Consider the following 26,185-nt stretch of genomic DNA (forward strand, 5'->3'; position numbering starts at 1 on the left):
ACCGCGGTGAAGAGAAAACAAACGTTCCCGTCATTCAACGCCAGGCCGCAGCATGGCTCGCGCCACTTCGAGTTCGCTTATCGCTTGGCGTAACGCCGTTCGCGCCGCATCCTTGTCACCATTCGCACAAGCCGCGCACATGTATTTCAGGTTGCGGATCGCAGCTTCAGCTTGCTCGACAAGGTCGTGGGCACCCGCAAAGCTGGATCGGCGCTTCGGGTCATTCATCGAACTCACTCCCGATCTTTGCCCGGATGTCCCCAGACAAAGAATTCTCAGCCGGAGAAAATCGAGTTATCCCGTCGTCTACGGAACACGTTTTGACGCGCGACCACTTGTCGACACCTCTGGCAAGTACAGTTAATCGTGGCGCACACTGAATCATAGGAGAGCAGCTCTACGGTTCAAGGCCCTTCGGTTGCTAGCGCGGGCTTGAGCACGGCGACCGGTCCATCGCGCAGCGGTCGCAGCGTTGGCCGATTTACCAACGGGGAACCGATGCCCGAGCAGTGAGTTGGCTGATAGATCGGAAGATCAATACCCGGTTCACCGAGACCAGACCGTCTAGCACGATGGAGAGCACGGGGACGAGCTATGTTCAAGAATCATGAAACCACGCCTCCGATGATGAGCGTTGCACATCTCTTGACACAAAAGCAGAACTTGCTCAGCCGTCTGGAGGAGTTTCCCGGTCCGAACGAGAGGGCGGAGATCGAGCAACTCCTCGGCAAAATCGACGCGGAATTGAACGCGGTGGACAGCCCAGATCGGCTATAGGCGATGGTGAGGACCACACCTCCACCCCTGTCCGAGATTTACGGCCGGGTAGTTTATTCTGACGCGGTTCGACAGGTCGCCCGTCTTGTCGGCGACGATATGTCTTGAATGCTAGACGCAAAGATAAGGAAGTGATTGCGACCGCAGCTCAATTCAAGCTCAAGAGTCGTCTATGCCTGACCGAGCGCCATACACGAGGTTGCCCCATCGCACGCTCGTCTTCGTCGGAGACGGACGTAAGGCACTATTCCTGTTGAACGAGGGTAGCAGCCGGGAGCCGCGCCTGAAGGTCCAACGGGCTCTCGAAGATGAGAACCCGCCGACCCGTGAGCAGGGCGCTGATCGACCGGGTCGAGCGCTCTCTCGCATCGAGTCCAAGCGAAGCGCGATGCAGCAGACCGATTGGCACGAGATCGAGAAACATCGCTTCGCCCGCGCGGTTGCAGGTGATCTGGACCGCCTTCTACGACAGTCGCATGCGGAGCGGGTCGTCATCGTGGCACCGCCGCGGACACTGGCGGATCTGCGCCGATCATTTTCTCCCGCGATAGAACGGCGCATCGTCGCGGAAATTGCGAAGGATCTGACCGGCTTTCCGGTCAAGGATATCGCGCGATATCTGACCATCTGACTATTGCCGCTTAGCAGATGGTCCGCGCAGAAACTCGCCCAGCCGGAGGCCCTCAGACGCCGCGCTGCCCGTCGGGTTTCGTCATTTTTCACAGTCAAAGATCGGCGCAAACATCAAGGGGAAATTCGTCAGTTCGTCGGGGAGACGGAAAACCGAGTCGTTCTCAAAGTGTCCGCACGCCACTGAAATCCTTGGTGGGCCCGGCAGGACTCGAACCTGCAACCAGACCGTTATGAGCGGCCGGCTCTAACCATTGAGCTACAGGCCCCGCCGCCTTGCGGGCCGCCAGGAGACGGCGGGCAACGGTGCCGGCTCCGTTTACAGGGCGACCGGCGTTTCGGCAATGGTGCGAGGGTCAGTCCACCGAAACGCCGGCGAACTCCACCACTTTGCGCCATTTCTCGGTCTCGTCGGCCACCAGTTTGCCGAATTCGGCCGGGCTCATCGGCTTGGGAATGCCGCCGACCTCGGCGAGGCGCGCCACCAGCTTGGGGTCCTTCAGGGCCTCGCCGACCGCCTTGTTGAGGGCCTCGATGATCTCGGGTGGCGTGCCCTTCGGCGCCGAGATGCCGTAGAAGCCCACCGACTCGAAGCCCGGCACGGTCTCGGCGATCGCCGGCACGTCGGGCACGCTGGGCCAACGCTGCGGCGAGGTCACGCCGAGCGCGCGGACATTGCCCCCGCGCGATTGCTCCAGCGCCGAGGGCAGATTGTCGAAGATCAGCTGCACCTTGTCGGAGATGATGTCGGGAAAGGCGATCGCCGAGCCGCGGTACGGCACGTGCTGCATCTCGCATTTGGTCATCGCCTTGAACAGCTCGGCCGACATGTGCACCGAGGTGCCGTTACCGGACGACGCGTAGGAGATCTTGCCCGGGTTGGCCTTGCAGTAGTCGATGAACTCCTTGACGGTCTTCACCGGCATCGCGTTGGAGACCACCAGCATGTTGGTGAGCTGCATGATGCTGGCGACCGGCGTGGTGTCGCGCAGGAAGTCGAACGGCAGCTTCTTGTAGAGCGAGGTCGAGATCGCATTGTTGGGCGCGACGAACAGCAGCGTATAGCCGTCGGCCGGCGCGTTGATCGCGGCGGCCGCCGCGATGTTGCCGCCGGAGCCGGTGCGGTTCTCGACCACGAATTGCTGGCCGAGATGATCCGACAGATACTGCGCCATGATGCGCGCCACGATGTCGACCGGCCCGCCGGCGGCAAAGCCGATCAGCCAGCGCACCGGACGGTTCGGATAGTCGGCGGCGGAGGTGGGGGCGACAGTACCAAGGCAGCAGAGCAAACCAAGCAAGGCCACGCGCATAAACCGGATCATCGTTCCCCCGTCATTTTCTTTTGAACCATTGTCGGCATGGTTTCACAAAACGCCGGCTTTGCCTATGGCATCAGCCGTGCAACCATCGTCTGGCCTGTGTGCAATGCTGCTTGAGGCTCGAGATGAAATTCACTGTTATGATGTGCGCCGGCGCGTTGCTGCTCGCGGGCGGCGCGATGGCGCAAGAGAAAAGTCAAGAGGGGAATAACGCCATGTCGAAGACCACGATCAGTTTCGGCACGGCGACGCCGGGCGGCGGCTTTCCGCTCTATGGCAATGCCTTCGCCGAGGTCATGAACGCGGCCGACCCGACGCTGTCGATCGAGCCGCGCAACACCAAGGGCTCCAACGAGAACATCCCGCTGCTCGAGGCCGGCACCATCGATATCGCAACCGTCGCGGGCGAACCGTCCTACGAGGCCTTCATGGGCATCGGCCGGCCGAAGGCGACCAAGCTGAAGATCCTCACCGCGATGTATTCCAGCCCGGGCATGTTCGTGGTCCGCGCCGACAGCCCCTACCGGACGATCCAGGATCTGGTCGGGCTATCAGTCGCGTTCGGGGCCAAGGGCTCGGGCCTGCCGATCCTGTCGCGCTACATCCTCGACGGCATCGGGCTGAAGCAGGACGAGGACTTCAAGTCGATCTATCTCGATCGCGCCGGCGACGGCCCGGCAATGGTGCAGGACGGCCGCGCCGCGGCGCTGTGGGGCGGCGGCATCGGCTGGCCCGGATTCACGGCGATGGCCGAGAGCGCGAGCGGTGCCCGTTTCATCGTGCCTGACGCCGGCGAGATCGCGAAAATCCGCGCCAAGCACACCTTTCTGAAACCGCTGACGGTGCCAGCCGGCAGCTATCCGAAGCAGACCGAAGCGATCGCCTCGGTCGGCTCCTGGAGCTACATCCTGGTGCGCGAGAGCCTGCCCGACGACGTCGCCTATCGGCTGGCGAAAACGCTGCACGGCGCCGAGGCGGCGTTCTGCAACAAGCTCGCGCAGGCCTGCGAGACCACGGCGGCGAACACCGTTGCCGCGGCGCCGGCCGCCGATCTGATCCATCCTGGGGTGCTCCGGTACTTCAGAGAGATCGGCGTGGCCAAATGAAGCGGGCGAATAGTGAGTAGCGAATAGCGAATGGTCGTATCCGCTCGTCACTTGCCACCCACTATTCGCCATTCGCTACTCGCCATTCGCCTACTTCTTGATCAACGGACAGGCTGGATCCGGCGGACCGAACGCGTCCTCGCCGGAGATCTTGGCCAGGATCTTGTAATAGTCCCACGGATATTTCGACTCCGCCGGGGTCTTGACCTGCACCAGCCAGAGGTCGTGGATCATCAGATTGTCCTCGCGCAGCTTGCCGTTGCGGGCGAAGAAATCCTCGACCGGCTTCTCGCGCATCTTAGCCGCGACCTTGAGCGGCTCGTCGGTGCCGGCCTCCTTGACTGCGTTGAGATACGCCGTCACCGAGGAATAGACGCCGGCCTGCCACATCGTCGGCATCCGGTTCATCTTGGCGAAATAGCGTTTTGACCATTCCCGGGTCTTGTCGTCCATGTCCCAGTAGAACGAGGTGGTCAGCAGCAATCCCTGCGCGGCCGATAGCCCGATCGAGTGCACGTCGGTGATCAGCGCCAGCAGCGCGGCCATCTGCTGGCCGCCGGCGAAGACGCCGAACTCGCCGGCGGTCTTGATCTCGTTGGTGTTGTTCGGCGGTCCGCCGGCGATGCCGATGATCTTGGCCTTCGAGGCCTGCGCCTGCAGGATGAAGGACGACAGGTCCGGCGTCGCAAACGGCGGGCGCACCGCGCCGAGCACCTTGCCGCCGTTCTTGGTCACCACGGCGGAGGCGTCCTTCTCCAGCGAGTGGCCGAAGGCGTAGTCGTCGGTGATGAAGAACCAGCTGTCGCCGCCGCGCTTCACCACTTCCTGCGCGGTGCCGACCGCGAGAGCCCGGGTGTCGAACACCCACTGCATGGTGTAGGGCGAGCAGAACTTGCCGTGGAAATCGGTCGCACCGGTCGAATGCGTGATGAACAGCTTCTTCTTCTCGTTGGCGATGTTCTGCACCGCGAGTCCGACCGCGGAGACCGGCACGTCGACGATCAGGTCGACCTGATCGACGTCATACCAGCGCCGCGCGAGGCTCGCGCCGATGTCCGGTTTGAGCTGGTGATCGCCGACGACCACGGTGATCGGTTTGCCCAGCACCTTGCCGCCGAAATCGTCGACCGCCATCTGCGCGGCAGTCACCGAGCCCTGTCCGGTCGGCGTCGAGGCCGGGCCGTTCATGTCGGTCAGCACGCCGATCTTGACCAGATCGTCGGACACCTGCGCCAACGCGGCCGGGGAGGCCAGCAGCGCTGCCGCCAGCGTCCCGAACAAGGCAAGTTTCTTGGTGATCATTCCGTCTCCCTCCGTGAATTGGCGCATTGGCCCATTATTGCTTGTGCCGGGCTCTTGGGGACCCGGCCATATTGGTTTCTTTTGCAACTAGTTCGGGGTCCGCGTCAACGCGCCTTCGGTCTAATTGCGGTCGTCCGGCATGTTGCAAAGCGGTTTCTTTCCGCGCCGATTCAGTCCATAGCGGGCCATGATCACCGCCCAGCGCCTGCCGGCCTCGCTCACCCCGCTCGATGCGGCCCTGGCCGCCGTGCTGCGCAATGTCGCACCGGTGGCAGCGGTCGAGCTGCCGCTGACTGAGGCCCTGCATTGCATCGCCGCCGAGATGCCGCCGCTGTGCGCGCATCCGCCGCACGACGTCGCAACCCTCGACGGCTGGGCGATGCGCGCCAACGATCTGGTCGGGGCGTCGTCCTACGCGCCGCTGCCGCTGGCCGCGCCGCCGGTCTGGGTCGAGGCCGGCAGCGCGATGCCCGCCGGCACCGACTGCGTGGTCGATGCCGATGCGGTCGATATTTCCGGGCCGCTTGCACAGGTGTTGACGGAGGCGATCCCGGGGCAGGGCGTCCGGCGTGCTGGCAGCGATATCGCCGAAGGGCGCCCGCTGACGGAAGCCGGACAGCCGGTGCGGCCGCGCGACCTGTTGCTCGCGCACACCGCTGGACTTGCGACGCTGCGCGTGCGGCGGCCGCAGCTTCGCATGGTCAACATTCCCGGCGGCGGGGTGACAGCGCCGTTCATTGCCGAGACCGCGCGTCTGGCCGGTGCCGATGTCACGCGCACGGAGGCGCCGGGGCGCGATGCGGCGGCGATCGCGACGACGCTCGATGCGCGCGGCTGCGATCTGCTCATCACGATCGGCGGCAGCGGCGTCGGCCGCAGCGATGCCGCGGCGGCGGCGCTGGCCGCGCGCGGCGAGGTGATCGCGCACGGCATCGCGCTGCAACCCGGACGCACCGCGGCAGTCGGCCGGATCGATACGACGCCGGTGATCGCCTTGCCCGGCGCACCGGATCAGGCTTTCGCCGTATGGTGGGCGCTGACGCTTCCGGTGCTTGATCGGCTGTCGGGCCGGCGCCCGCGCGAGACGCAGGCGTTGCCGATAGCGCGCAAGATCGCCTCCAGCGTCGGCATTGCCGAGGTCGCGCTGCTGATGTGTCAGCAGGACTCGTGGACGACGCTCGCGATCGGCGACCTATCGCTCGATGCGATCGCGCGTGCCGAGGCGGTGCTGATCGTGCCCGGATCCGCCGAGGGCTTTGCTGCGGGGACGGTCGTTGATGCCTATATGTTGCGGGAGTGAGTTCCCGAGATGAGCAATACGTCTACGCCGAAACCCAGCCCGTCCCTCGATCAGGACCAGTTCCTGACCATCCTGTCGCGCGAGGACGCGCTGGCGCGGTTCGAGGCCGCACTGTTCCCGCGCGACCTGCCGTCGGAGCCGCGGCGGCTCGACGATGCGCTCGGCTGCGCGCTGGCGGAAGACGTGGTGGCGCCGATCGACGTGCCGCCATTCGACCGCTCCAATGTCGACGGCTTTGCGGTGGGCTCCGCCGATCTCGCGAGCGCAGGTGAAGCGGCGCCGGTGCAGCTCCTGCTCAACGACGAGACCATTGCCTGCGGCACCGCGCCTACGAGGCCGGTTTTGTCCGGCACTGCAACCGCGATCGCGACCGGCGGTCCGGTGCCGCGCGGCGCCGATGCCATCGTGATGGTCGAGCACACCCAGCCCGCCGGCCAACGTGCGATCGAGGTGCGGCGCGCGGCCTCGCCCGGCCAGTTCGTGTCCTATGCCGGCTCCGACATCGCGCGCGGCGAGGCGCTGCTGCGCGCCGGCACCGTGATCGGCTCGCGCGAGATCGGCATGCTGGCCGCCTGCGGCATCGCCGATGTCCAGGTGGCGCGCCGGCCGCGGGTTGCGATCCTCTCGACCGGCGACGAGCTGGTGCAGCCCGGCGAGGCGCTGCGACCGGCGGCGATCTACGACACCAACGGCGCGATCGTCACCGCGGCCATCGCCGAGAACGGCGGCGAGGCGCATTTCCTCGGCGCGATCGCCGACGACGAGGCCGAGCTCGAAGCCGCGATGCGCAACGCGCTGGCGGGCAGCGACATGCTGGTGCTGTCGGGCGGTACCTCCAAGGGCGCCGGCGATGTTTCGCACCGGATCATTGCGCGGCTCGGCAAGCCCGGCATCATCGCGCACGGCGTCGCGCTGAAGCCGGGCAAGCCGCTGTGCCTTGCGGTCTGCGACGGCAAGCCCGTGATCATCCTGCCGGGCTTTCCGACCTCGGCGATGTTCACCTTCCACGACATGATCGTGCCGGTGCTGCGCCGGATGGCCGGACTGCCACCGCGCTCCGACGCCAAGGTGACGGCGAAGGTGCCGGTGCGCATCGCCTCCGAGCTCGGCCGCACCGAGTTCGTGATGGTGTCGCTGGTCGAAGGCAGCGACACCCTGATCGCCTATCCGAGCGGCAAGGGCTCCGGCGCGATCACGTCGTTCGCGCAGGCCGACGGTTTCTTGAAGATCGATGCGCTGGCCGACCAGATGCCGGCCGGCAGCGACACGGAAGTGACGTTGTTCACGCCGCATGTGCGGGTGCCCGATCTCGTCATCGTCGGCAGCCATTGCACCGGGCTCGATCTGGTCACCGCGCCGCTGGCACGTGCCGGCCTGATCGTGCGCTCGATCGCGGTCGGTAGCCTCGGCGGCCTCGCCGCCGCCAAGCGCGGTGAGTGCGATCTGGCGCCGATCCATCTGTTCGACGACAAGACCGAGACCTACAACGCGCCCTATCTCACCGACGGCCTCGAGCTGGTGCCGGGCTGGCGGCGCATGCAGGGCATCGTGTTCCGCAAGGACGATCCGCGCTTCGCCGGCCTGGATGCGCAGCAGGCGGTGCGCGCCGCGCTGGCCGATCCCGCCTGCATCATGGTCAACCGCAACCAGGGTGCCGGCACCCGCATCCTGATCGACCGGCTGCTGGCAGGCAGCCGGCCGGACGGCTACTGGAACCAGCCGCGCTCGCACAACGCCGTCGCAGCCGCGGTCGCGCAACACCGCGCCGACTGGGGCATGACCATCGCGCCGGTCGCGCATGCCTCGGGCCTCGGCTTCATTCCGCTCGCCGAAGAACATTACGATTTCGCCCTGGTCGCAGCGAGCAAGCGGCGCCCGGCGGTGCAGGCGTTCCTCAACGCGTTGGCATCGGATGAAGGCCGCGCCGCGTTGACGGCGGCAGGGTTCCGGCCGGCATAGGTGCGACGGGTTTCGCCCCTGTTAGTCCCGTCATCCCCGCGCAAAGGCGAAGCCTTTGTCGCTGGAGGTGCGAGCCCAGCGGCGCAATTGCGCCGCTTGGCGAGCCTCGAAGGATCGACGGCCACCAGCCGGGCCGTGCATCCTTCGAGGCTCGCCGAAGAGGCTCGCGCCTCAGGATGACGGGGTTGGTGTTGGCCGGATGTCAATCAGCTAACTCGGTGTCATCAACCGCGAAAGCGGGTGATCCAGTATTCCAGAGACGCCAGTGATTGAACCGAGAGGTCGCGGCGTACTGGATCGCCCGGTCGAGCCGGGCGATGACAGTTTTGGATGGGATTCAGTTCGGACGGGTAGAGCGCGCGAAACCTATCAACGCCTCTCGTCCAGCGCCGCGAGCCGTTCGGCCTCGGCGATGTCGTCCATGGTGTTGGCATTGAAGAACGGATCGAGCGGCGCCGCCGGCCAATTCACGGTGGCGAGCCGGTAGCGCGCGGTCCAGCGGTCGATCTTCCTGACGTCCTCGACGACCAGCGCGTCGCGCAACTCGTTGCGCAGCGCGACGCTCCACAGTCCGATCACCGGATGCGACTGGCCGTCGGAGGCTGCGACCGCAAGCTGTGCGTTTTGCTCGATCAATGCCTGATGCAGCCGCGCCACCAGGTCGCGCGGCAGGAACGGGCAATCGGCGGCGGCGCTCAGCACCAGCGCCACATCGAGGCGATTGGCGGCGACCCAGTCGAGCGCGGCGAGGATGCCGGCGAGCGGGCCGGGAAAATCCGCAACCGTGTCGGCGATGACGGGCAGGCCGAACGCCGCAAAGCGCGCGGGATCGCCATTGGCGTTGAGGATCAGCTCGCTGCATTGTGGCCTCAGCCGCGCGATGACGCGCTCCAAAATGGTGCGGCCGCCGATGGTGCGCATCGGCTTGTCGCCGCCGCCCATCCGCCGCGCCAGGCCGCCGGCCAGCAGGACGCCGGGAATCGCATCCGCGCGCATCGCCTCAGTCGTCACGCGCTTCGCCCTTGCGTTTGTGGCGCGCCGACTCCTCCTCGACATAGTCGAGGTTCTGGTCGAACACGATGCGCTCTTGTCCCGACAGCGCGATGAAGCGCTTGCCGCGGGTGCGGCCGATCAAGGTCAGCCCGACCTGCCGCGCCAGCTCGACGCCCCAGGCGGTGAAGCCCGAGCGCGACACCAGGATCGGAATGCCCATCCGCACCGTCTTGATCACCATCTCCGAGGTCAGCCGGCCTGTGGTGTAGAGGATCTTGTCGCCGGAATCGACGCCGTGGCGATAGATCCAGCCCGCGATCTTGTCGACGGCGTTGTGACGGCCGACGTCCTCGGTGTAGCACAGCGGCGTGCCTTCCTTGCACAGCACGCAACCATGGATCGCGCCGGCCTCCAGATAGAGCGAAGGCATGGTGTTGATGGTCTGCGTCATCTGGTACAGCCACGACGTGCGCAGCTCGGCCTTCGGCAGCGCCACGCTCTCGACCGCCTCTAGGAGGTCGCCGAACGCAGTGCCCTGCGCGCAGCCCGAGGTCTGGGTGCGCTTCTTCAGCTTGGCCTCGAAATTGGTGTGGTGCTCCGTGCGCACCACCACGACGTCGAGGTCGTCGTGATACTCGACCTCGGTGACGACATCGTCGTATTTCAGCATGTTCTGGTTCAGCAGATAGCCGAGCGCCAGATATTCCGGATAGTCGCCGATCGTCATCATGGTGACGATCTCCTGGGCATTGAGATACAGCGTCAGTGGCCGCTCCACCGGCACCCGGATCTCGACCGCCGCGCCAGTCTGGTCGGTGCCCGCGACGCGCTCGGTCAGGCGCGGATCGTCCGGATTGGGGACGATCAGGGGAACGGGGGCTTTCTCGATCTTCATCATGTTGGTCAGGCTAGCATGACAAGGGCTCAGAGCCGATATAAGCATGTGAAGAATAGAATGAAACCTCGGCCAGAGGCCGTCATTGCGAGGAGCGAGGCGACGAAGCAATCCATGCCTCCGCGGGCGGATAGGTGGATTGCTTTGCTTCGCTCGCAATGACGGGGTGAGAGCGGGTTCCGTTATGGAGATCGAGTTCGAATGAAAGTGATTGGCCTCGCGGGATGGAGCGGCGCCGGCAAGACCACCTTGCTGTCGCGGGTGATCCCGTATCTGCTCGGCCGCGGCCTGCGCGTCTCCGTGATCAAGCACGCCCATCACGAATTCGATGTCGACGTGCCGGGCAAGGATTCCTGGGTGCACCGGCAGTCCGGCGCGACCGAGGTGCTGGTGTCCTCGACCCGGCGCTGGGCGCTGATGCACGAGCTGCGCGGGGCCGCCGAGCCACGGCTGCCGGAGCTGCTCGCCAAGCTGGCGCCGGTCGACCTCGTCGTGGTCGAAGGCTTCAAGCGCGAGCCGATCAACAAGATCGAGGTGCATCGCACCGGCAACGGCAAGCCGCTGCTGTTTCCCGACGATGCGAGCATCGTCGGCATCGCCAGCGACGTCGCGGTTGAAACGGCGCTGCCGATCGCCCATCTCGACGACATCGAGGAGGTGGCGGAATTGATGCTGCGCTCCGCGATCGCCATCGAGGACGTGCTGGACGTGGCTTCGGCCGGGAGCTGACGAGGCGGAATGGCGCAACTGTCCGACGATTGCTTTGCCTTTGGCGGACCGATGATGTCGGTGGACGAGGCGGTGCGCCTGATCGCCGAGCGCGTTACGCGCGTGGTCGAGACCGAGACCGTTGCGCTCGCGGCGGCCGATGGCCGCGTGCTCGCCGGCGATATCGCCGCACCGTTGCCGCTGCCGCCCTTCACCAACTCGGCGGTCGACGGCTACGCGGTCGCGAGCGGCGATCTGCCGGCGGCGGACGCGCAGGCGTTTCCGCTGTCCGGCCGCATCCAGGCCGGCGCCTCCGCGCCGGCGGCGGTGAAGCGCGGCGAGGCGATGCGGATCTTCACCGGCGCGCCGATGCCCGACGGCGCCGACACCGTGTTCATGCAGGAGGATGTCCGGCTCGAGGGCGGCAAGGTGGTGCTGCCGGCCGGACTAAAGGCGGGCGCCAATGTTCGCCCGGCCGGCGAGGATATTCCGCTCGGGCATGTTGCGCTGCAGGAAGGGCTACGGCTGCGGCCGCAGCATGTTGCGCTGGCGGCGGCGTTCGGGCTGACCGATCTGACCGTGGTCAGGCGGCTGCGGGTGGCGGTGTTCTCCACCGGCAACGAGCTGGTCTCGCCCGGCGAGGTACGCGCGGCTCCGCAGCTGTTCGACTCCAACCGCTTCATGCTGATGGCGATGCTGCGCCGGCTCGGCTGCGAGGTCAGCGATCTCGGGATCTTGCGCGATGAGCGCGCAGCGCTGGCGTCGGCGCTGCAGAGGGTTGCAGGTAGCCATGATCTGATTCTCACCACCGGTGGCGTCTCGACCGGCGAGGAGGATCACGTCAAGGCCGGCGTCGAGGCGGTCGGAAAGCTGGTGCTGTGGCGGATGGCGATCAAGCCGGGGCGGCCGGTCGCGATGGGCATCATCAACGGCACGCCGCTGATCGGGCTGCCGGGCAATCCAGTGGCGAGCTTTGTGACCTTCGTCCATGTGGTGCGCCCGACCGTGCTGGCGCTGTCAGGCGCGCGGCAGGAGCCGCTGGCGCCGCTGCCGGTGCGCGCGGCCTTCAGCTACAAGAAGAAGATCGCGCGCCGCGAATATGTCCGCGTCAGCCTGCGCGTGGCGGGCGACGGCGCGCGCGAGGCGGTCAAGTTTCCGCGCGAAGGCGCCGGGCTGCTGTCGTCGCTGGTCGACACCGACGGGCTGGTCGAACTGGGCGAGCAGGTAACGCGGGTCGAGCCCGGGCAGATGGTCGGCTTCCTGTCGTATGCAAGTCTGTTGTGAAGGCCTCGCGTTGACGATGCCGGAATGCTCCGTCATGGTCGGCCCATGACCACGACAAAGCTCGATCTCACCGGCCTGAAATGCCCGTTGCCGGCATTGAAGACGCGCAAGGCGCTCAAGAGCGTGACGCCAGGCGATTTCCTCGAAGTGCACTGCACCGATCCGCTCTCGGTGATCGATATCCCCAATCTCATTCGCGAGACCGGCGACAAGGTCGAGATCACCGAACGCAGCGACGCGCGCATCGTGTTCTTGATTGAGAAGACGAATGGCACGATAGACAAGTCAAATAATGCATCGCCGCGTACTTGATACGCGCAGTTGATCCGACCTTTTACCTATCGACACCTATTCCACTTCTGCGCCAATTGATAATCTCCACGACGCTGTGGAGATGCAGCCGCGCCCGGAAGAGGTGCGCAGTCGTCGAGGGTGGGCCAGTTTCCAGACTAGGCCGCGTGATCGGGCATAGCCGGTCGCGCCGAGGGTTAGACTCCCGGAATGCGCGTGGTGGTCCCAGCGCATGCCGGGAAGCTCGTGGCGCAACACCGTGACGGTTACGCCGCGAGGGGCTTAGACGGGATCGATGACGCAGACCCGCTGCATATGAGAGCGGGCTGCAGGGGAGGATTTCAATGACGACGATGAGCAGCGCCGGGACCGTATCCGGAGCAGGCGCAGGTTTCCTCGACAAGGAACGCACGATCGCGGCCGCCGGCTTCAACCGCTGGCTGGTGCCGCCGGCGGCGCTGTGCATCCATCTCTGCATCGGCATGGCCTACGGCTTCTCGGTGTTCTGGCTGCCGCTGTCGCGCGCGATCGGGCTCACCGCGCCGAAGGCCTGCCCCGACATTTCGTTGGTGCAGGAATTGTTCACGACCAGCTGCGACTGGAAGGTCGCGAGCCTGGGCTGGATGTACACGCTGTTCTTCGTGCTGCTCGGTGTCTCCGCCGCGATCTGGGGCGGCTGGCTCGAGAAGGTCGGCCCGCGCAAGGCCGGCTTCGTCGCCGCGCTGTGCTGGTGCGGCGGTCTCGTGCTGGCAGCGATCGGCGTCTACATCCATCAGCTCTGGCTGATGTGGCTCGGCGCCGGCGTGATCGGTGGCGTCGGGCTTGGCCTCGGCTACATCTCGCCGGTGTCGACACTGGTGAAATGGTTCCCGGACCGCCGCGGCATGGCGACCGGCATGGCGATCATGGGCTTCGGCGGCGGCGCCATGATCGGCGCGCCGCTGGCCGACAGGCTGATGAACTATTTCAGGACCCCGACCACGGCCGGCGTCTGGGAAACCTTCCTCGCCATGGGCGCGATCTACTTTGTGTTCATGATGATCGGCGCATTCCGCTATCGAATCCCGCCGACCGGCTGGCAGCCCGAGGGCTGGACGCCGCCGGCCAAGGCGAACGCGATGATCTCGAGCAAGAACGTCCATCTCGACAATGCGCACAAGACGCCGCAGTTCTGGCTGATCTGGTGGGTGCTGTGCCTCAACGTGTCGGCCGGCATCGGCGTGATCGGCATGGCCTCGCCGATGCTGCAGGAGATTTTCGCCGGCAAGCTGATCGGGCTGCCCAATGTCGGCTTCAACGCGCTCGACGCCGCGCAGAAGGCGCAGATCGCGGCGATCGCCGCGGGCTTCGCCGGCCTGCTGTCGCTGTTCAACATCGGCGGCCGCTTCTTCTGGGCCTCGCTGTCGGACAAGATCGGCCGCAAGAACACCTACTACACCTTCTTTGTGCTCGGCATCGTGCTCTATGCGCTGGCGCCGACCTTCGCCGCGATGGGCTCGAAGCTTTTGTTCGTGCTCGGCTTCGGCATCATCCTGTCGATGTATGGCGGCGGCTTCGCCACCGTGCCGGCCTATCTCGCCGACATGTTCGGCACCCAGTTCGTCGGCGCTATCCATGGCCGGCTGCTGACGGCGTGGTCGACCGCCGGCATCATCGGCCCGGTGGTGGTGAATTATATCCGTGAATTCCAGCTCGCCGCCGGTGTGCCGCGCGACCAGCTCTACAACACCACGATGTACATTCTATGCGCGATGCTGATCGCCGGCTTCATCTGCAACTATCTGATCAAGCCGGTCGATGCGAAGTGGCACATGAGCGACGCCGAGGTGGCCAAGCTGCAGGAGGCCACCGCGACCGGCGGCAATGGTGCGACCGGCTCGTTCGGCATCGGCAGGGGCGGTTTGGACGCCAAGGCAGCGCTGTTCTGGTTGTTCGTCGGCATTCCGCTGGCCTGGGGCATCTACATGACGCTGCTCAGCGCGGTCAAAATTCTCTGACCGCTATGCGCCGCAGGTTGCCGATCACCGGCAACCTGCGGCCTTTGAATTTTTCTCGCGCTTTTCTCGAACGAACAAAAAATAGAACTGGGGATCTCGATGTTTCGCATTTGCCTTGCTGCCGCGCTGCTCGCCCTGGGCCTTCACGCCGCCTCGGCCCAGACCACGGCGCCGGCCGCGACCACCGCCAAGCCGTCGAAGATGAAGCTGAGCATGGAGAAGCTGAAGGCCATGAAAGCGCAGTGGCGGGCCAACAGGCCCAAGCTGAAGGCCTGCCGCGCCGAGGTGAAGTCCAAGGGCCTCACCGGCGACGACCGCTGGTTCTACATCGAAGAATGCATGACCAAGATCTGAGGAAGACCTGAGGAAGACCTGAGACGGGAACCCGAGAACCGGCCGGTCCGGAACGCGTTGGTTCAAGGGGCGTGACAATGGCGCCCCTTAATCCTGTTTGGAACGGTTCGAATTTACTTGGCATCTGGTATGCCAACAGCTAGATTGTTGATCTGGCAGCAGGAAACGAGACGCCCTGATGACGACCGATGACGTTCACAAGGTCCGCAGCTTCGAGCACCCCGGCGCTGGGCGGAAGCGGGCCAAGGCCACGCCGAAGGGCCGCCAGGTCGATCCGACCGCCGCGCACGAGATCGAGCAGCTCCTCGGCGACCGGCCGCGGCAGCGCGACATGCTGATCGAGTACCTGCACCTGATCCAGGACCACTATCGCCAGATCTCGGCCGCGCATCTCGCAGCGCTCGCCGACGAGATGAAGCTGTCGTTCGCCGAGGTGTTCGAGACCGCGACCTTCTACGCGCATTTCGATGTCGTGAAGGAGGGCGAGCCGGACATCGCGCCGCTGACGATCCGGGTGTGCGATTCGCTGACCTGCGCGATGCTGGGCGCCGAGCGGCTGCTCGCCGAGCTGCAGGACAAGGCCGGTCCCGGCATCCGCGTTGTGCGCGCGCCCTGTGTCGGCCGCTGCGACACCGCGCCCGCCGCCGAGGTCGGCCACAATTTCGTCGACCACGCCACCGTCGACAATGTGCTGGCCACGGCGAAAGCCGGCGACACCCATACGCATCTGCCGAGCTATATCGGCTACGACGCCTATGTCGCCGACGGCGGCTACACGTTGCTCAACCGCCTGCGCTCGGGCGAGCTGGCAAGAGAAGACCTGCTGAAGTCGCTCGATGATGCCAGCCTGCGCGGGCTCGGCGGCGCCGGCTTCCCCACGGGGCGCAAATGGCGCGCGGTGCTCGGCGAGCCTGGGCCGCGGCTAATGGCGATCAATGGCGACGAGGGCGAGCCCGGCACCTTCAAGGACCGCTACTATCTCGAGACCGATCCGCATCGCTTCCTCGAGGGCATGCTGATCGGCGCCCATGTCGTCGAAGCGCCCGACATCTACATCTACATCCGCGACGAATATCCGGCGTCGCGCGAGATTCTGACGCGCGAGATTGCGAAGCTCCCGGCCGGCGGTCCGCGGCTGCATATGCGCCGCGGCGCCGGCGCCTATATCTGCGGCGAGGAATCCTCGCTGCTCGAGAGTATCGAGGGCAAGCGCGGCCTGCCGCGGCACAAGCCGCCTTATCCGTTCCAGGTCGGCCTGTTCGGCCTGCCGACCTTGATCAACAATGTCGAGACACTGTGGTGGGTGCGCGACATCGTCGAGAAGGGCGCCGATTGGTGGAAGAGCCACGGCCGCCACGAGCGCCACGGCCTGCGCAGCTTCTCGGTTTCCGGCCGGGTGAAAAATCCCGGCATGAAGCTCGCGCCGGCCGGCATCACGGTGCGCGAATTGATCGATGAATATTGCGGCGGCATGGCCGACGGCCACAGCTTTCGCGCCTATCTGCCAGGCGGCGCGTCCGGCGGCATCCTGCCGGCGTCGATGGACGACATCCCGCTCGATTTCGGCACGCTGGAGAAATACGGCTGCTTCATCGGCTCGGCCGCGATCGTGATCCTGTCGCAGCAGGACAGCGTCCGCCTCGCGGCGCTGAACCTGATGCGTTTCTTCGAGGATGAGAGCTGCGGCCAGTGCACGCCGTGCCGCGCCGGCACCCAGAAGGCGGCGCAGCTGATGGAACGGCCGGTCTGGAACCGGGCCCTGCTCGACGAACTGAGCCAAGCGATGCGCGATGCCTCGATCTGCGGCCTCGGCCAGGCCGCCTCCAATCCGCTGACATCGGTGATTAAATACTTCCCCGACGAGTTCAAGGAAGCTGCCGAATGACCAAGATTACGTTCGAGCTCGACGGCAAGCAGGTCGAGGCCAACGCCGGAGAAACCATCTGGCAGGTCGCGAAACGTCAGGGCACCGAGATCCCGCATCTCTGCTACTCGCCGGCGCCGGACTACAGGCCCGACGGCAATTGCCGCGCCTGCATGGTCGAGATCGAGGGCGAGCGCGTGCTGGCGGCGTCCTGCAAGCGCACGCCGTCGGTCGGCATGAAGGTCAAGTCCGCGAGCGCCCGCGCCGTCGCCGCGCAGAAGATGGTGATGGAGCTTCTGGTCGCCGACCAGCCGGCGCGCGAGACCTCGCACGATCCGGATTCGAAGTTCTGGCACTGGGCGGAGAAGACCGGCGTCACCGAGAGCCGCTTTCCGGCCGCGGAGCGCTGGACCACCGATGCCAGCCATCCGGCGATGCGGGTCAATCTCGACGCCTGCATCCAGTGCGGCCTGTGCGTGCGCGCCTGCCGCGAGGTGCAGGTCAACGACGTCATCGGCATGGCGTATCGCAGCCATGAATCCAAGATCGTGTTCGACTTCGACGACCCGATGGGCGAGTCGACCTGCGTCGCCTGCGGCGAATGCGTGCAGGCCTGTCCGACCGGCGCGCTGATGCCCTCGGTGATGCTCGACGATCAGCAGACCCGCGTCACCTATCCCGACCGCAAGGTGGATTCGCTGTGCCCGTATTGCGGCGTCGGCTGCCAGGTCACCTACGAGGTCAAGGACGAGAAGGTGATCTATGCGGAAGGCCGCGACGGTCCCGCCAACCACAACCGGCTGTGCGTCAAGGGCCGCTTCGGCTTCGACTACATCCATCATCCCAACCGCTTGACCAAGCCGCTGGTGCGGCTGCCGGGCGTCAAGAAGGATGCCAACGACCAGGTCGATCCGGCCAATCCCTACACCCATTTCCGCGAGGCGACCTGGGAAGAGGCGCTGGATCTCGCGGCCAATGGCTTAAAGAAGATCCGCGACGAGAAGGGCGTCAAGGCACTCGCCGGCTTCGGTTCGGCCAAGGGCTCCAACGAGGAAGCCTATCTGTTCCAGAAGCTGGTGCGCACCGGCTTCGGCTCGAATAATGTCGACCACTGCACCCGGCTGTGCCACGCCTCGTCGGTGGCGGCGCTGTTCGAGGGATTGAGCTCCGGCGCGGTGTCGGCGCCGTTCGCCGCCGCGGCCGACGCCGAGGTGATCTGGGTGATCGGCGCCAATCCGGCCGTGAACCATCCGGTCGCCGCGACCTTCATCAAGAACGCCGCCAAGCGCGGCGCCAAGCTGTATGTGATGGATCCGCGCCGGCAGGCGCTGTCGCGCCACGCCACGCAGCACCTTGCGTTCAAGCCGGGCAGCGACGTCGCGATGCTGAACGCGATGATCCATACCATCGTCGCCGAAGGCCTCACCGACGAGCAGTATATCGCCGGCTACACCGAGGGCTTTGAAGAGCTCAAGGAGAAGATCAAGGACTTCCCGCCGGAGAAGATGGAAGCGATCTGCGGCATTCCCGCGGAGACGCTGCGCGAGGTGGCGCGTGCCTACGCCCGTGCCAAATCGTCGATCATCTTCTGGGGCATGGGCATCAGCCAGCATGTCCACGGCACCGACAATGCGCGCTGTTTGATCGCGCTGGCGCTGATCACCGGCCAGGTCGGCCGTCCCGGCACCGGGCTGCATCCGCTGCGCGGCCAGAACAACGTGCAGGGCGCTTCCGACGCCGGCCTGATCCCGATGTTCCTGCCGGACTATCAGCCAGTCGGCCGCGACGACATGCGCGGCGCCTTCGAGAAGCTGTGGGGCCAGGAGCTCGATCCGGTTCGCGGACTGACCGTGGTCGAGATCATGAACGCGATCCATGCCGGCGAAATCCACGGCATGTATGTCGAGGGCGAGAATCCCGCGATGTCCGATCCGGATCTGCAGCATGCGCGCGAGGCGCTGGCCAGGCTGGATCACCTTGTGGTGCAGGACCTGTTCGTTACCGAGACCGCGTTCCACGCCGACGTCATCCTGCCGGCCTCGGCGTTCGCCGAAAAGTCCGGCTCCTTCACCAATACCGATCGCCGCGTGCAGCTCGCGCGCGAGGTGATCAAGCCGCCGGGCGATGCACGGCAGGATCTCTGGATCATCCAGGAGATCGGCAAGCGGATGGGGCTGCCCTGGAATTATGCGGGGCCGGGCGAAGTCTTCACCGAGATGGCCGAGCTGATGCCGTCGCTGAAGAACATCACCTGGGAGCGCCTGGTGCGCGAGGGCGCGGTGACCTATCCAGTCGACGATCCCGACAAGCCCGGTAACGAGATCATCTTCACCACCGGTTTCCCGACCGAAAGCGGCCGCGGCAAGATCGTGCCGGCCAAGGTGATCCCGCCGGACGAACTGCCCGACGACGAATATCCGATGGTGCTGTCGACCGGCCGCGTGCTCGAGCACTGGCACACCGGCTCGATGACCCGTCGCGCCCAGGTGCTCGACCAGATCGAGCCCGAGGCGGTCGCGTTCATGACGCCGAAGGACATGCGCAAGAAAGGGCTCGCGCCCGGCGACTTCATCCGTCTCGAGACCCGCCGCGGCGCCGTCGAGGTCAAGGTGCGTGCCGACCGCGACGTGCCGGAGAACATGGTGTTCATGCCGTTCTGCTACGCCGAGGCGGCCGCGAACCTGCTGACCAATCCGGCGCTCGACCCGTTCGGCAAGATCCCCGAGTTCAAGTTCTGCGCCGTGCGCGCCGAGAAGGCGGAGTTTCGCTCGGCGGCGGAGTAGGGGACGGCGGCGGTTGGCGTCGCTGACGCGAGCCGTCGAGAGACACGCCGTGTGGCCACCCCTCTCCCTAACCCTCCCCCGCAAGGGGGGAGGGAACCCTTCCGCCCTTGCCTCCCTTACGAATCTTGGCCGACAAAAACGTTCTTTGCTCCTGCGCATCGTAAGGCGAGCACGATGCTCAGGCTCCCTCCCCCCTTGCGGGGGAGGGTTGGGGAGAGGGGTGGCCCCGGGCGAGATGATTGATGGAGGCAGGCACCGCGGCAACAGGCGCGGCCTACAACCACCCTGAATGCCGGAAGCGCCAGAACAGCATCGTGCAGATCGCGACGATCACGCCGATCACGGCGAAATAGCCGTATTCCCATTGCAGCTCCGGCATGTTCTTGAAGTTCATGCCATAGATGCCGGCGATCGCGGTCGGCACCGCGACGATCGCAAGCCAAGAGGCGAGCTTCTTCGAGATCGCGGTCTCCTGCGCCTGGCCGACCAAGAGGCTCGCCTCGAAGGCGAATGCCAGCACCTCGCGCAGCGAGTCGATCTGCTCCTGAATGGTGCGCACGTGGTCGGTGACGTCGCGGAACAGCGGACGCATCGTCGGACGGATCATCGGCAGGTTGTCGCGCTCCAGCCTGCGGCAGACCTCGACCAGCGGCCCGACCGCATTGCGCAACCGCATCAGGTCGCGCCGCAGCAGATAGAGCCGCTCGATCTGCGCCCGCGTCATCGCGCTCGCCAGCACCTCGGCCTCCATCGCCTCGACCTCGTCCTGGATGGTCTCGATCACCGGGGAGTAGTTGTCGACGATGAAATCGAGGATCGCATAGAGGATGTAGTCCTCGCCGCGGGCGAGCGCGCGCGGGCAGCTCTCGCAGCGCTCGCGCACCGGCGTGTAGGACGTCGACGCGCCATGCCGGACCGAGACGAGGTATCCCTCGCCGACGAACAGATGCGTCTCGCCGAACGCGATGCTCTCGCCATCGAGCTGCGCGGTCCGCGCCACGATGAACAGCGCATCGCCATATTGCTCGATCTTCGGCCGCTGATGGGCGTGGTCGGCGTCCTCGATCGCAAGGTCGTGCAGCTCGAACTGCCGCTGCAGGCTCTTCAGCAGCGCGGTCTCCGGCTCGTGCAGCCCGATCCACACCACATGGTCGGGCTTGTTGCGCCAGCTCGCGGCCTCGTCGATCGCGATGTTGGCGATACGCCGTCCTTCGACATAGACGCCGGCTGCGATCACGCCATCGCTGGAAACCGGCTCCGGAGTTACGGCGGTCGGTGATACGAGGTTCATGGCGTCCACCCTTGTCGACGGTTTTTTGAACCCGCCCTGCGGCGATTTGTTCCTGGCGAGGCTAGCACCGAATAGGCGGCCGTCAACGCGCACGGGCCGCTTTGCGGTCCGTGCCGTGCGGGGCGCCTCGCTGTGGAGACGCCTCGATTCCTACAGTTTTTTAGACGCGTTCGTTGCCGCAAGCCGGTACTACGCGATGATGAAATCGCTGTGGTCGAACAACGTGGTGCTGCCGATTGCGACGAACAATGTGCCTGGCTTCAAGAAGCCGGCTGATCCGTCGACATCGAGCACGACGCGCGTCGCCGGCACGCCGGTGCTGCCGAAGGAAGCGATCGGCTCAAATGTCAGCACGCCGTTCGTGAACGGATCGGCGCCGACCGGGCCGAGCAAGCTCATGATCTTCGAGACGTCGATCTTGTCGCCCTCGGCGCGGTTGAAGTCGTGAATGAGGTCGACACCGTCGTTCGTGGTCGTGAAGACGAAATGATCCGCGCCACTGCCGCCGGTCAGTTCGTCGCCGCCCCATCCGCCGATCAGCGTGTCGTTACCGGCACCGCCGTAGAGGAGGTCGTTGCCAGTACCTCCCCGAATGAGGTTATCGGCAGCATTGCCGGTCCCGGTGAAATTGAACGAACCGGAATAGAGCAAATCCTCGAAGTTGGTCGGCAACGTGAACTGGGTGAGGGTGGTCTGGACCGTGTCATGGCCTTCATTGGCGAATTCCACCAGCGTGTCGCCGGGGCTCTCGACGAGATAGGTGTCGTCTCCCTTGCCGCCCTGCAGCGTATTTGCCGAACCGCCGCCGCCGTACAGCGTGTCGTTGCCGTCGAGACCGATCAGATAGTCGTTGCCGGTATTCCCTTGAATCCAGTCGTCGCCGGCGGTGCCGATGCCGATGAAGTCTGCTGGCCCTAGATAGAAAAGCTTCTCGACATTGGGCGCCAGCACGACAAACGTCGCCGTGGTCGTGAGGGTGTCGTAGCCCTCGTCTGGCTGCTCGAAAATCGTGTCCGAGCCGTTGCTGCTGGAATAATAGTCGTCGCCGACGCCCCCGACCAGCGTGTTCAACCCGCCGCTGTCGAACAGGGTGTCGTTGCCATCCCCACCATAGAGCGTGTCGTTACCCGCTCCGCCATAGAGCACGTCGACGCCATCCTGGCCGAGTAGCGTGTCGTTGCCCGATCCGCCGATCAGCGTGTCGCCACCCGTTCCACCCAACGCGAAGATCGCGGTCCCCGTCGCATGCGCGTCGAGAAGATCGTTTCCGGATCCGCCGTCGAAATAGATTTGCCCTGTCAGCGCTGTCGACGACAGGTCTCCGATCGTCAGAACATCATCTGTTCCATAAACCGTATAGTAGGGAAAGTAAGGTTGGCCCGGCGGCGCCGGATCATGCGTGCCCACGAAGCTGAAGTTCTCAACCCCGTACATCATCACAGCCGAGACATGCGTCTGCGGACCGGGCGGAGGTAGAGTGACGTAGTCATAAAAAACCGAAGAGATGGTGAATACCGCTGATCCATCGATATCCGCAAAGAGGTTGTAACGTGGCGGATCGAGCGCGTAACTATAGTTCGAGTACGCCATCCAGACGCCACCGCCCACCTGGACCGTATCATTGCCCAGACGCCCGTAGACGACATCGCCATAGGACGGGGTGAAGACGTCGGGACCGTCGGTTCCTTCAATGTACATTATTCCAAATACTCCAAAATGCGGCCGGGCGGGCGCCCGCCAGAAAAGCAAGGCGGCTGGCGCTGGATCATCCGGTTGTCGCGATGCGCGGCCGCAATTATGAGGCGATGATGCCGCCTTGTCGACACGTGCAATTGTGTCTCTTTAGTATGAATTTCAATCGGATCGTTCTCGGCATGGCCGCTTTGGCCGCAAACATCAAATGTTTGGCCCCACAAAACAAGTCACTGCGTCGCCGACGCCGGCCGCGAAACGGCTTCGGCAACAGCCGCGATTTTTTTGTGATGGTTCACGCGGCGCACCGGGCGCCAACATATTGCCGGATCAGCGGCTCAAGCCGGCTTCTTGACGATCTCAAAGCCTCTGGCCGCCAGCTCCTTCAAAATGCTCGCTGCCAGATGGGAGCATTCATCCGGCTTGATCCAGCACGAGCTCCGCCAATCCGGGTCATCGTCTCGGGAATAGGCGGTGAACGCCGACCGGATTCCGGCTTCGATTGCATTGGCGGCTTCGTCTGGCATGCGGGCCCTCCCTGCCATCTCTCGCATGAGGCTTCATGGAATATCCGTGGCAACGCCGACGGCAATCAACACCTTCTGTGAACTTCACCATGGCCTTGCCGCAGCGATTACTCCGCGGCGGCAGGCGTCGTCTTGGCTGTCTCGAGCGCCGCCGCGATCGCGTCGTCGACCCGTTCGAGCCAGATGAACTCCAGCTTCTCGCGGGCGCTCGCCGGGATGTCGTCGTAGTCGCGCCTGTTGCGCGCCGGTAGCATCACGCGGGTCAGCCCTGCCGCGGCGGCGGCGACCACCTTCTCCTTGATGCCGCCGACCGGCAGCACCAGGCCGCGCAGCGAGATCTCGCCGGTCATCGCGGTGTCGCTGCGCACGGTGCGATCGGTCAACAGCGAGGTGAGGGCGGTGAACATCGCAACGCCAGCACTGGGCCCGTCCTTCGGCGTCGCGCCCGCCGGGACGTGAACGTGGATGTCGTTCTTCTCGAACACGGCAGGATCGATGCCGAGCTGGGTGGCGCGGTTCTTCACCAGCGTCAGCGCGGCCTGCACGCTCTCGCGCATCACGTCACCGAGCTGTCCGGTGATCATCAGCCCACCGCGGCCCGGCGTGCGTGACGCCTCGATGAACAGGATGTCGCCGCCGACCGGGGTCCAGGCGAGGCCGGTGGCGACGCCCGGAATGCTGGTGCGCATCGCGATCTCGTTCTCGAACCTGGGCTGGCCGAGCAGCGGCACGATGTCCTTTGGCGCGATGCTGACGTGGCTGGTGCTGCCTTCGGCGATCTGCACCGCGACGTTGCGCAATACCTTGCCGATCTCGCGCTCCAGATTGCGCACGCCGGCCTCGCGGGTGTAGCTCTTGATCACCAGCCGCAGCGCCTCCGGATCGAGCTCGACCTGCTCGGCCTTCAGCCCGTTGGCCTCGAGCTGGCGGCGCACCAGATAGCGATTTGCGATCTCGAGCTTCTCCTCCTCGGTGTAGCCGGCGAGGCTGATCAGCTCCATGCGGTCGAGCAGCGGCCCCGGGACGCCGTCGAGCATGTTGGCGGTGGCGATGAAGACGACGTGCGAGAGGTCGAACGGCACGCCGAGATAGTTGTCGCGGAAGGTGCCGTTCTGCTCGGGGTCGAGCACCTCGAGCATCGCGGCCGAGGGATCGCCCTGGATGCCGCGCCCCATCTTGTCGATCTCGTCCAGCATCATCACGCAGTTGCGCGCGCCGGCCTTCTTGATGGCCTGGATGATGTTGCCGGGCAGCGCGCCGATATAGGTGCGGCGGTGGCCGCGGATCTCGGCCTCGTCATGCACGCCGCCGAGGCTGACGCGGACGAACGGCCGCGCCATCGCGCGGGCGATCGACTGGCCGAGCGAGGTCTTGCCGACGCCGGGCGGGCCGAGGAAGCAGAGGATCGGCGCCTTGCCGCCGGGCGCGAGCTTTCGTACCGCGAGATACTCGATGATCCGGCTCTTGATCTTCTCCAGCCCATAATGATCCTCGTCGAGGATCTTGCGCGCCTCGGCGATGTCGATCGGCTTCTCCGCGGGCAGTGCCCACGGCAGGTCGATCAGCCAGTCGAGATAGCTGCGCACCATGCCGGATTCGGCCGCGGCCTCCGGCATCCGCTCGTAGCGGCGCAGCTCCTTTTGCGCCTGGCCCTCGGCCTCCGGCGGCATCTTCGCTTCCACAATTGCCTTGGTCAGCTCGGCCACCTCGGCGGCCTTGCCGTCGCCTTCGCCGAGCTGGCGCTGGATGGTCGCCATCTGCTCGCGCAGGATCGCCTCGCGCTGCCGCTCGTCGAACGCGGCCTTGGTCTTCTGGCCGATCTCCTGGCTCAGCCGCAGCACCTCGATGCGCTCGGCGAGATGGCGCGAGACCTTGTCCATGCGGGCCGCAAGGTCGATGGTCTCGAGGATGTCCTGCTTCTCCTGCGGCTTGATGTCCATGTAGGAGGTCGCAAGATCGGCCAGCGTCGCGGGCGAGGTGGTGCCCTGCAGCGCGGCGATCAATTCCTGCGGCACCTGCGGCAGCAGCTGCGCGGCCTCCAGCGCCTGCCGCTGCAGATTGAGGAAGCGCGCCTCGATTTCGGGCGAGGTCGTGGTCGGCTCGGGGATCTGCAGCACGCGGGCCACCGGGAACGGCGTGCCCGGCAGATAGTCGAGCACGCGCATGCGCTGCACGCCCTGGCAGACCAGATGATGGGTCTCATCGGCCCCGGTGATGTAGCGCACGATGTTGGCGACGGTGCCGATGCGGTAGAGGTCGTCTGGGCCGGGATCGTTCATCTCGGGGTCGCGCTGCAGCAGGATGCCGATCTGGCGCTGCTCGCGCACCGCCTGCTGGGCGGCGGCAATGGATTTCGGCCGCCCGATGGTGATCGGGATGATGACGTTCGGGAACAGCACGGTGTTGCGCGCCGGCACGAGGATCAGCGCATCGATCGGTATCGACGTCGCGCGGTCGGGCGACGATGCGGATCCAGCGGTTGAGATGTCGGAAGCAGCCATGTCGAAATCCTCAACGCGATTTGCCAAGCCGCAGGCCGACGCAGCCATGCGCGGTGAAGCGGTTGATCGTGTAGCGGCCGGTCGGTAGCGCGATACGGCGCTCGAACCGGCCCTGCGGCAGCTCGAGACGCAGGATGCGGGCATCGCGCAGCTCGGGGGGCAAGGTGCGGCGGCCGCTGATCACCAGCGTCGCGCCGTCGAGCGCGGTCTCCACGTCATCGGGGTCGACCCCGGGCAGCGCGATGAAAATCAGGATTTCGTCGTCGGTCTCGATGACGTCCATCGGCGGTTCCCAGCTCGGCTCGCGGTTGCCGGTCTGGGGATGCAGGTTGAGGAACCGCTGGTGCATGCGCTCGGCCCGGGCCAGCGTCTCGATCGCGTCAGACAGCATCCAGTTGATCGGGTCCTTGGACCGCATGGCACTCTCCATGTCGTATTGGGGGTGAGGTTACCGGTCTTGCCGCCGACCGTAAACCGCCCGTCGGGGCGGGCCGGATCGGCCGTAAAAACCGTCATAATGTTCCGATTTGGCGAAACCGGCAGGTGCGCCCCTTTATGCCGCGGCTATGCGGCTTGTTCCGGGGCCATCTCGAATTCCTACGTCCGTCT

Annotated in this window: 22 protein-coding genes and 1 tRNA gene; 12 read left to right on the plus strand and 11 right to left on the minus strand. The window is 65.4% G+C overall.

Annotated elements, in window-relative coordinates; all coding sequences use genetic code 11:
- Positions 1-30 precede the first annotated feature (30 nt).
- Positions 31-228 (minus strand): hypothetical protein, encoded by a 198-nt coding sequence (locus tag CI41S_RS36445; RefSeq protein ID WP_139863881.1) that lies wholly within the window; start codon positions 226-228, stop codon positions 31-33.
- A gap of 366 nt (positions 229-594) precedes the next feature.
- Between CI41S_RS36445 and CI41S_RS36450 the strand changes: the two genes are divergently transcribed.
- The gene (locus CI41S_RS36450) at positions 595-777 is read left to right on the plus strand and encodes a hypothetical protein (protein ID WP_139485898.1); all 183 of its coding nucleotides are present in this window, start codon (positions 595-597) and stop codon (positions 775-777) included.
- 172 nt (positions 778-949) lie between these two features.
- Positions 950-1,408 carry a baeRF12 domain-containing protein gene (locus CI41S_RS36455; RefSeq protein ID WP_139863884.1) on the plus strand — a complete coding sequence of 153 codons (459 nt, stop codon included), beginning with the start codon at positions 950-952 and terminating at the stop codon, positions 1,406-1,408.
- Positions 1,409-1,600: 192 nt separating this feature from the next.
- Here the strand turns inward: CI41S_RS36455 and CI41S_RS36460 are convergent.
- Positions 1,601-1,676 (minus strand) — tRNA-Ile (locus tag CI41S_RS36460).
- 87 nt (positions 1,677-1,763) lie between these two features.
- Entirely contained in the window at positions 1,764-2,720 is a 957-nt protein-coding gene (locus CI41S_RS36465) for a Bug family tripartite tricarboxylate transporter substrate binding protein (RefSeq protein ID WP_430650064.1), read from the minus strand.
- Between the two features lie 134 nt (positions 2,721-2,854).
- Here CI41S_RS36465 and CI41S_RS36470 point away from each other — a divergent pair, with 134 nt between their 5' ends.
- Positions 2,855-3,835 (plus strand): TAXI family TRAP transporter solute-binding subunit, encoded by a 981-nt coding sequence (locus CI41S_RS36470; protein WP_139863888.1) that lies wholly within the window; start codon positions 2,855-2,857, stop codon positions 3,833-3,835.
- Between the two features lie 90 nt (positions 3,836-3,925).
- Here CI41S_RS36470 and CI41S_RS36475 read toward each other — a convergent pair whose 3' ends face one another.
- A complete protein-coding gene (locus CI41S_RS36475; RefSeq protein WP_139863890.1) occupies positions 3,926-5,137 on the minus strand; it encodes an ABC transporter substrate-binding protein in 1,212 nt (403 codons plus the stop codon).
- Positions 5,138-5,324: 187 nt separating this feature from the next.
- On the opposite strand from CI41S_RS36475, the gene CI41S_RS36480 reads away from it, so the two are divergent.
- Positions 5,325-6,437, plus strand: coding sequence for a molybdopterin-binding protein (locus CI41S_RS36480; RefSeq protein ID WP_139863892.1), 1,113 nt, complete (start codon positions 5,325-5,327; stop codon positions 6,435-6,437).
- Positions 6,438-6,446: 9 nt separating this feature from the next.
- Positions 6,447-8,396, plus strand: a complete 1,950-nt coding sequence (locus CI41S_RS36485) for a molybdopterin biosynthesis protein (RefSeq protein ID WP_139863894.1) — start codon at positions 6,447-6,449, stop codon at positions 8,394-8,396.
- A gap of 369 nt (positions 8,397-8,765) precedes the next feature.
- Here the strand turns inward: CI41S_RS36485 and mobA are convergent, their stop codons facing one another.
- On the minus strand, positions 8,766-9,392 hold the full coding sequence (mobA, locus tag CI41S_RS36490; protein ID WP_139863988.1) for a molybdenum cofactor guanylyltransferase MobA: 627 nt from the start codon (positions 9,390-9,392) through the stop codon (positions 8,766-8,768).
- Between the two features lie 4 nt (positions 9,393-9,396).
- Positions 9,397-10,287: a formate dehydrogenase accessory sulfurtransferase FdhD gene (locus tag CI41S_RS36495; RefSeq protein WP_139863896.1), complete on the minus strand. Its 891-nt coding sequence runs from the start codon at positions 10,285-10,287 to the stop codon at positions 9,397-9,399.
- A 198-nt stretch (positions 10,288-10,485) separates the two neighbouring features.
- Here CI41S_RS36495 and mobB point away from each other — a divergent pair, with 198 nt between their 5' ends.
- From mobB to fdhF, 7 genes are all read left to right on the plus strand, one after another.
- On the plus strand, positions 10,486-11,013 hold the full coding sequence (gene mobB, locus CI41S_RS36500) for a molybdopterin-guanine dinucleotide biosynthesis protein B (RefSeq protein WP_139485905.1): 528 nt from the start codon (positions 10,486-10,488) through the stop codon (positions 11,011-11,013).
- Between the two features lie 9 nt (positions 11,014-11,022).
- Positions 11,023-12,276: a molybdopterin molybdotransferase MoeA gene (locus tag CI41S_RS36505; RefSeq protein ID WP_139863899.1), complete on the plus strand. Its 1,254-nt coding sequence runs from the start codon at positions 11,023-11,025 to the stop codon at positions 12,274-12,276.
- A gap of 45 nt (positions 12,277-12,321) precedes the next feature.
- Complete coding sequence (locus CI41S_RS36510; protein WP_139863901.1) at positions 12,322-12,588, plus strand: sulfurtransferase TusA family protein; 267 nt, start codon at positions 12,322-12,324, stop codon at positions 12,586-12,588.
- Positions 12,589-12,911: 323 nt separating this feature from the next.
- Entirely contained in the window at positions 12,912-14,564 is a 1,653-nt protein-coding gene (locus CI41S_RS36515) for an OFA family MFS transporter (protein ID WP_139863903.1), read from the plus strand.
- A gap of 99 nt (positions 14,565-14,663) precedes the next feature.
- Positions 14,664-14,918, plus strand: coding sequence for a hypothetical protein (locus CI41S_RS36520; protein WP_172627088.1), 255 nt, complete (start codon positions 14,664-14,666; stop codon positions 14,916-14,918).
- 178 nt (positions 14,919-15,096) lie between these two features.
- Positions 15,097-16,803, plus strand: coding sequence for an NADH-ubiquinone oxidoreductase-F iron-sulfur binding region domain-containing protein (locus CI41S_RS36525; protein ID WP_139863905.1), 1,707 nt, complete (start codon positions 15,097-15,099; stop codon positions 16,801-16,803).
- Positions 16,800-19,565 carry a formate dehydrogenase subunit alpha gene (fdhF, locus tag CI41S_RS36530; protein WP_139863906.1) on the plus strand — a complete coding sequence of 922 codons (2,766 nt, stop codon included), beginning with the start codon at positions 16,800-16,802 and terminating at the stop codon, positions 19,563-19,565. The genes CI41S_RS36525 and fdhF overlap by 4 nt, the downstream gene beginning before the upstream one ends.
- Positions 19,566-19,839: 274 nt before the next feature.
- Here fdhF and corA read toward each other — a convergent pair whose 3' ends face one another.
- The 5 genes from corA to CI41S_RS36555 all read right to left on the minus strand — a co-directional run bounded on the left by corA (position 19,840) and on the right by CI41S_RS36555 (position 25,994).
- Positions 19,840-20,856 carry a magnesium/cobalt transporter CorA gene (gene corA / locus CI41S_RS36535; protein ID WP_139863907.1) on the minus strand — a complete coding sequence of 339 codons (1,017 nt, stop codon included), beginning with the start codon at positions 20,854-20,856 and terminating at the stop codon, positions 19,840-19,842.
- Positions 20,857-21,045: 189 nt separating this feature from the next.
- The gene (locus CI41S_RS36540) at positions 21,046-22,554 is read right to left on the minus strand and encodes a calcium-binding protein (RefSeq protein ID WP_139863908.1); all 1,509 of its coding nucleotides are present in this window, start codon (positions 22,552-22,554) and stop codon (positions 21,046-21,048) included.
- 332 nt (positions 22,555-22,886) lie between these two features.
- Entirely contained in the window at positions 22,887-23,075 is a 189-nt protein-coding gene (locus CI41S_RS36545; protein WP_139485914.1) for a hypothetical protein, read from the minus strand.
- A 107-nt stretch (positions 23,076-23,182) separates the two neighbouring features.
- Positions 23,183-25,576 carry an endopeptidase La gene (gene lon / locus CI41S_RS36550; RefSeq protein WP_139863909.1) on the minus strand — a complete coding sequence of 798 codons (2,394 nt, stop codon included), beginning with the start codon at positions 25,574-25,576 and terminating at the stop codon, positions 23,183-23,185.
- Positions 25,577-25,586: 10 nt separating this feature from the next.
- Positions 25,587-25,994, minus strand: coding sequence for an Hsp20/alpha crystallin family protein (locus CI41S_RS36555; protein WP_139863910.1), 408 nt, complete (start codon positions 25,992-25,994; stop codon positions 25,587-25,589).
- Between the last annotated feature and the right edge of the window lie 191 nt (positions 25,995-26,185).

This window comes from Bradyrhizobium ivorense, from assembly GCF_900696085.1.
GTDB classification, from domain to species: domain Bacteria; phylum Pseudomonadota; class Alphaproteobacteria; order Rhizobiales; family Xanthobacteraceae; genus Bradyrhizobium; species Bradyrhizobium ivorense.

What these genes read in the sequence shown, in the direction of transcription:
- mobB (WP_139485905.1), top strand. Translation starts at nt 10,486, where the DNA reads ATGAAAGTGATTGGCCTCGCGGGATGGAGCGGCGCCGGCAAGACCACC.
- CI41S_RS36485 (WP_139863894.1), top strand. Translation starts at nt 6,447, where the DNA reads ATGAGCAATACGTCTACGCCGAAACCCAGCCCGTCCCTCGATCAGGAC.
- mobA (WP_139863988.1), bottom strand. Translation starts at nt 9,392, where the DNA reads ATGCGCGCGGATGCGATTCCCGGCGTCCTGCTGGCCGGCGGCCTGGCG.
- lon (WP_139863909.1), bottom strand. Translation starts at nt 25,576, where the DNA reads ATGGCTGCTTCCGACATCTCAACCGCTGGATCCGCATCGTCGCCCGAC.
- CI41S_RS36510 (WP_139863901.1), top strand. Translation starts at nt 12,322, where the DNA reads ATGACCACGACAAAGCTCGATCTCACCGGCCTGAAATGCCCGTTGCCG.
- CI41S_RS36480 (WP_139863892.1), top strand. Translation starts at nt 5,325, where the DNA reads ATGATCACCGCCCAGCGCCTGCCGGCCTCGCTCACCCCGCTCGATGCG.
- corA (WP_139863907.1), bottom strand. Translation starts at nt 20,856, where the DNA reads ATGAACCTCGTATCACCGACCGCCGTAACTCCGGAGCCGGTTTCCAGC.
- CI41S_RS36450 (WP_139485898.1), top strand. Translation starts at nt 595, where the DNA reads ATGTTCAAGAATCATGAAACCACGCCTCCGATGATGAGCGTTGCACAT.
- fdhF (WP_139863906.1), top strand. Translation starts at nt 16,800, where the DNA reads ATGACCAAGATTACGTTCGAGCTCGACGGCAAGCAGGTCGAGGCCAAC.
- CI41S_RS36455 (WP_139863884.1), top strand. Translation starts at nt 950, where the DNA reads ATGCCTGACCGAGCGCCATACACGAGGTTGCCCCATCGCACGCTCGTC.
- CI41S_RS36525 (WP_139863905.1), top strand. Translation starts at nt 15,097, where the DNA reads ATGACGACCGATGACGTTCACAAGGTCCGCAGCTTCGAGCACCCCGGC.
- CI41S_RS36445 (WP_139863881.1), bottom strand. Translation starts at nt 228, where the DNA reads ATGAATGACCCGAAGCGCCGATCCAGCTTTGCGGGTGCCCACGACCTT.
- CI41S_RS36495 (WP_139863896.1), bottom strand. Translation starts at nt 10,287, where the DNA reads ATGATGAAGATCGAGAAAGCCCCCGTTCCCCTGATCGTCCCCAATCCG.
- CI41S_RS36505 (WP_139863899.1), top strand. Translation starts at nt 11,023, where the DNA reads ATGGCGCAACTGTCCGACGATTGCTTTGCCTTTGGCGGACCGATGATG.
- CI41S_RS36470 (WP_139863888.1), top strand. Translation starts at nt 2,855, where the DNA reads ATGAAATTCACTGTTATGATGTGCGCCGGCGCGTTGCTGCTCGCGGGC.
- CI41S_RS36540 (WP_139863908.1), bottom strand. Translation starts at nt 22,554, where the DNA reads ATGTACATTGAAGGAACCGACGGTCCCGACGTCTTCACCCCGTCCTAT.
- CI41S_RS36520 (WP_172627088.1), top strand. Translation starts at nt 14,664, where the DNA reads ATGTTTCGCATTTGCCTTGCTGCCGCGCTGCTCGCCCTGGGCCTTCAC.
- CI41S_RS36465 (WP_430650064.1), bottom strand. Translation starts at nt 2,720, where the DNA reads ATGCGCGTGGCCTTGCTTGGTTTGCTCTGCTGCCTTGGTACTGTCGCC.
- CI41S_RS36475 (WP_139863890.1), bottom strand. Translation starts at nt 5,137, where the DNA reads ATGATCACCAAGAAACTTGCCTTGTTCGGGACGCTGGCGGCAGCGCTG.
- CI41S_RS36545 (WP_139485914.1), bottom strand. Translation starts at nt 23,075, where the DNA reads ATGCCAGACGAAGCCGCCAATGCAATCGAAGCCGGAATCCGGTCGGCG.
- CI41S_RS36515 (WP_139863903.1), top strand. Translation starts at nt 12,912, where the DNA reads ATGACGACGATGAGCAGCGCCGGGACCGTATCCGGAGCAGGCGCAGGT.
- CI41S_RS36555 (WP_139863910.1), bottom strand. Translation starts at nt 25,994, where the DNA reads ATGCGGTCCAAGGACCCGATCAACTGGATGCTGTCTGACGCGATCGAG.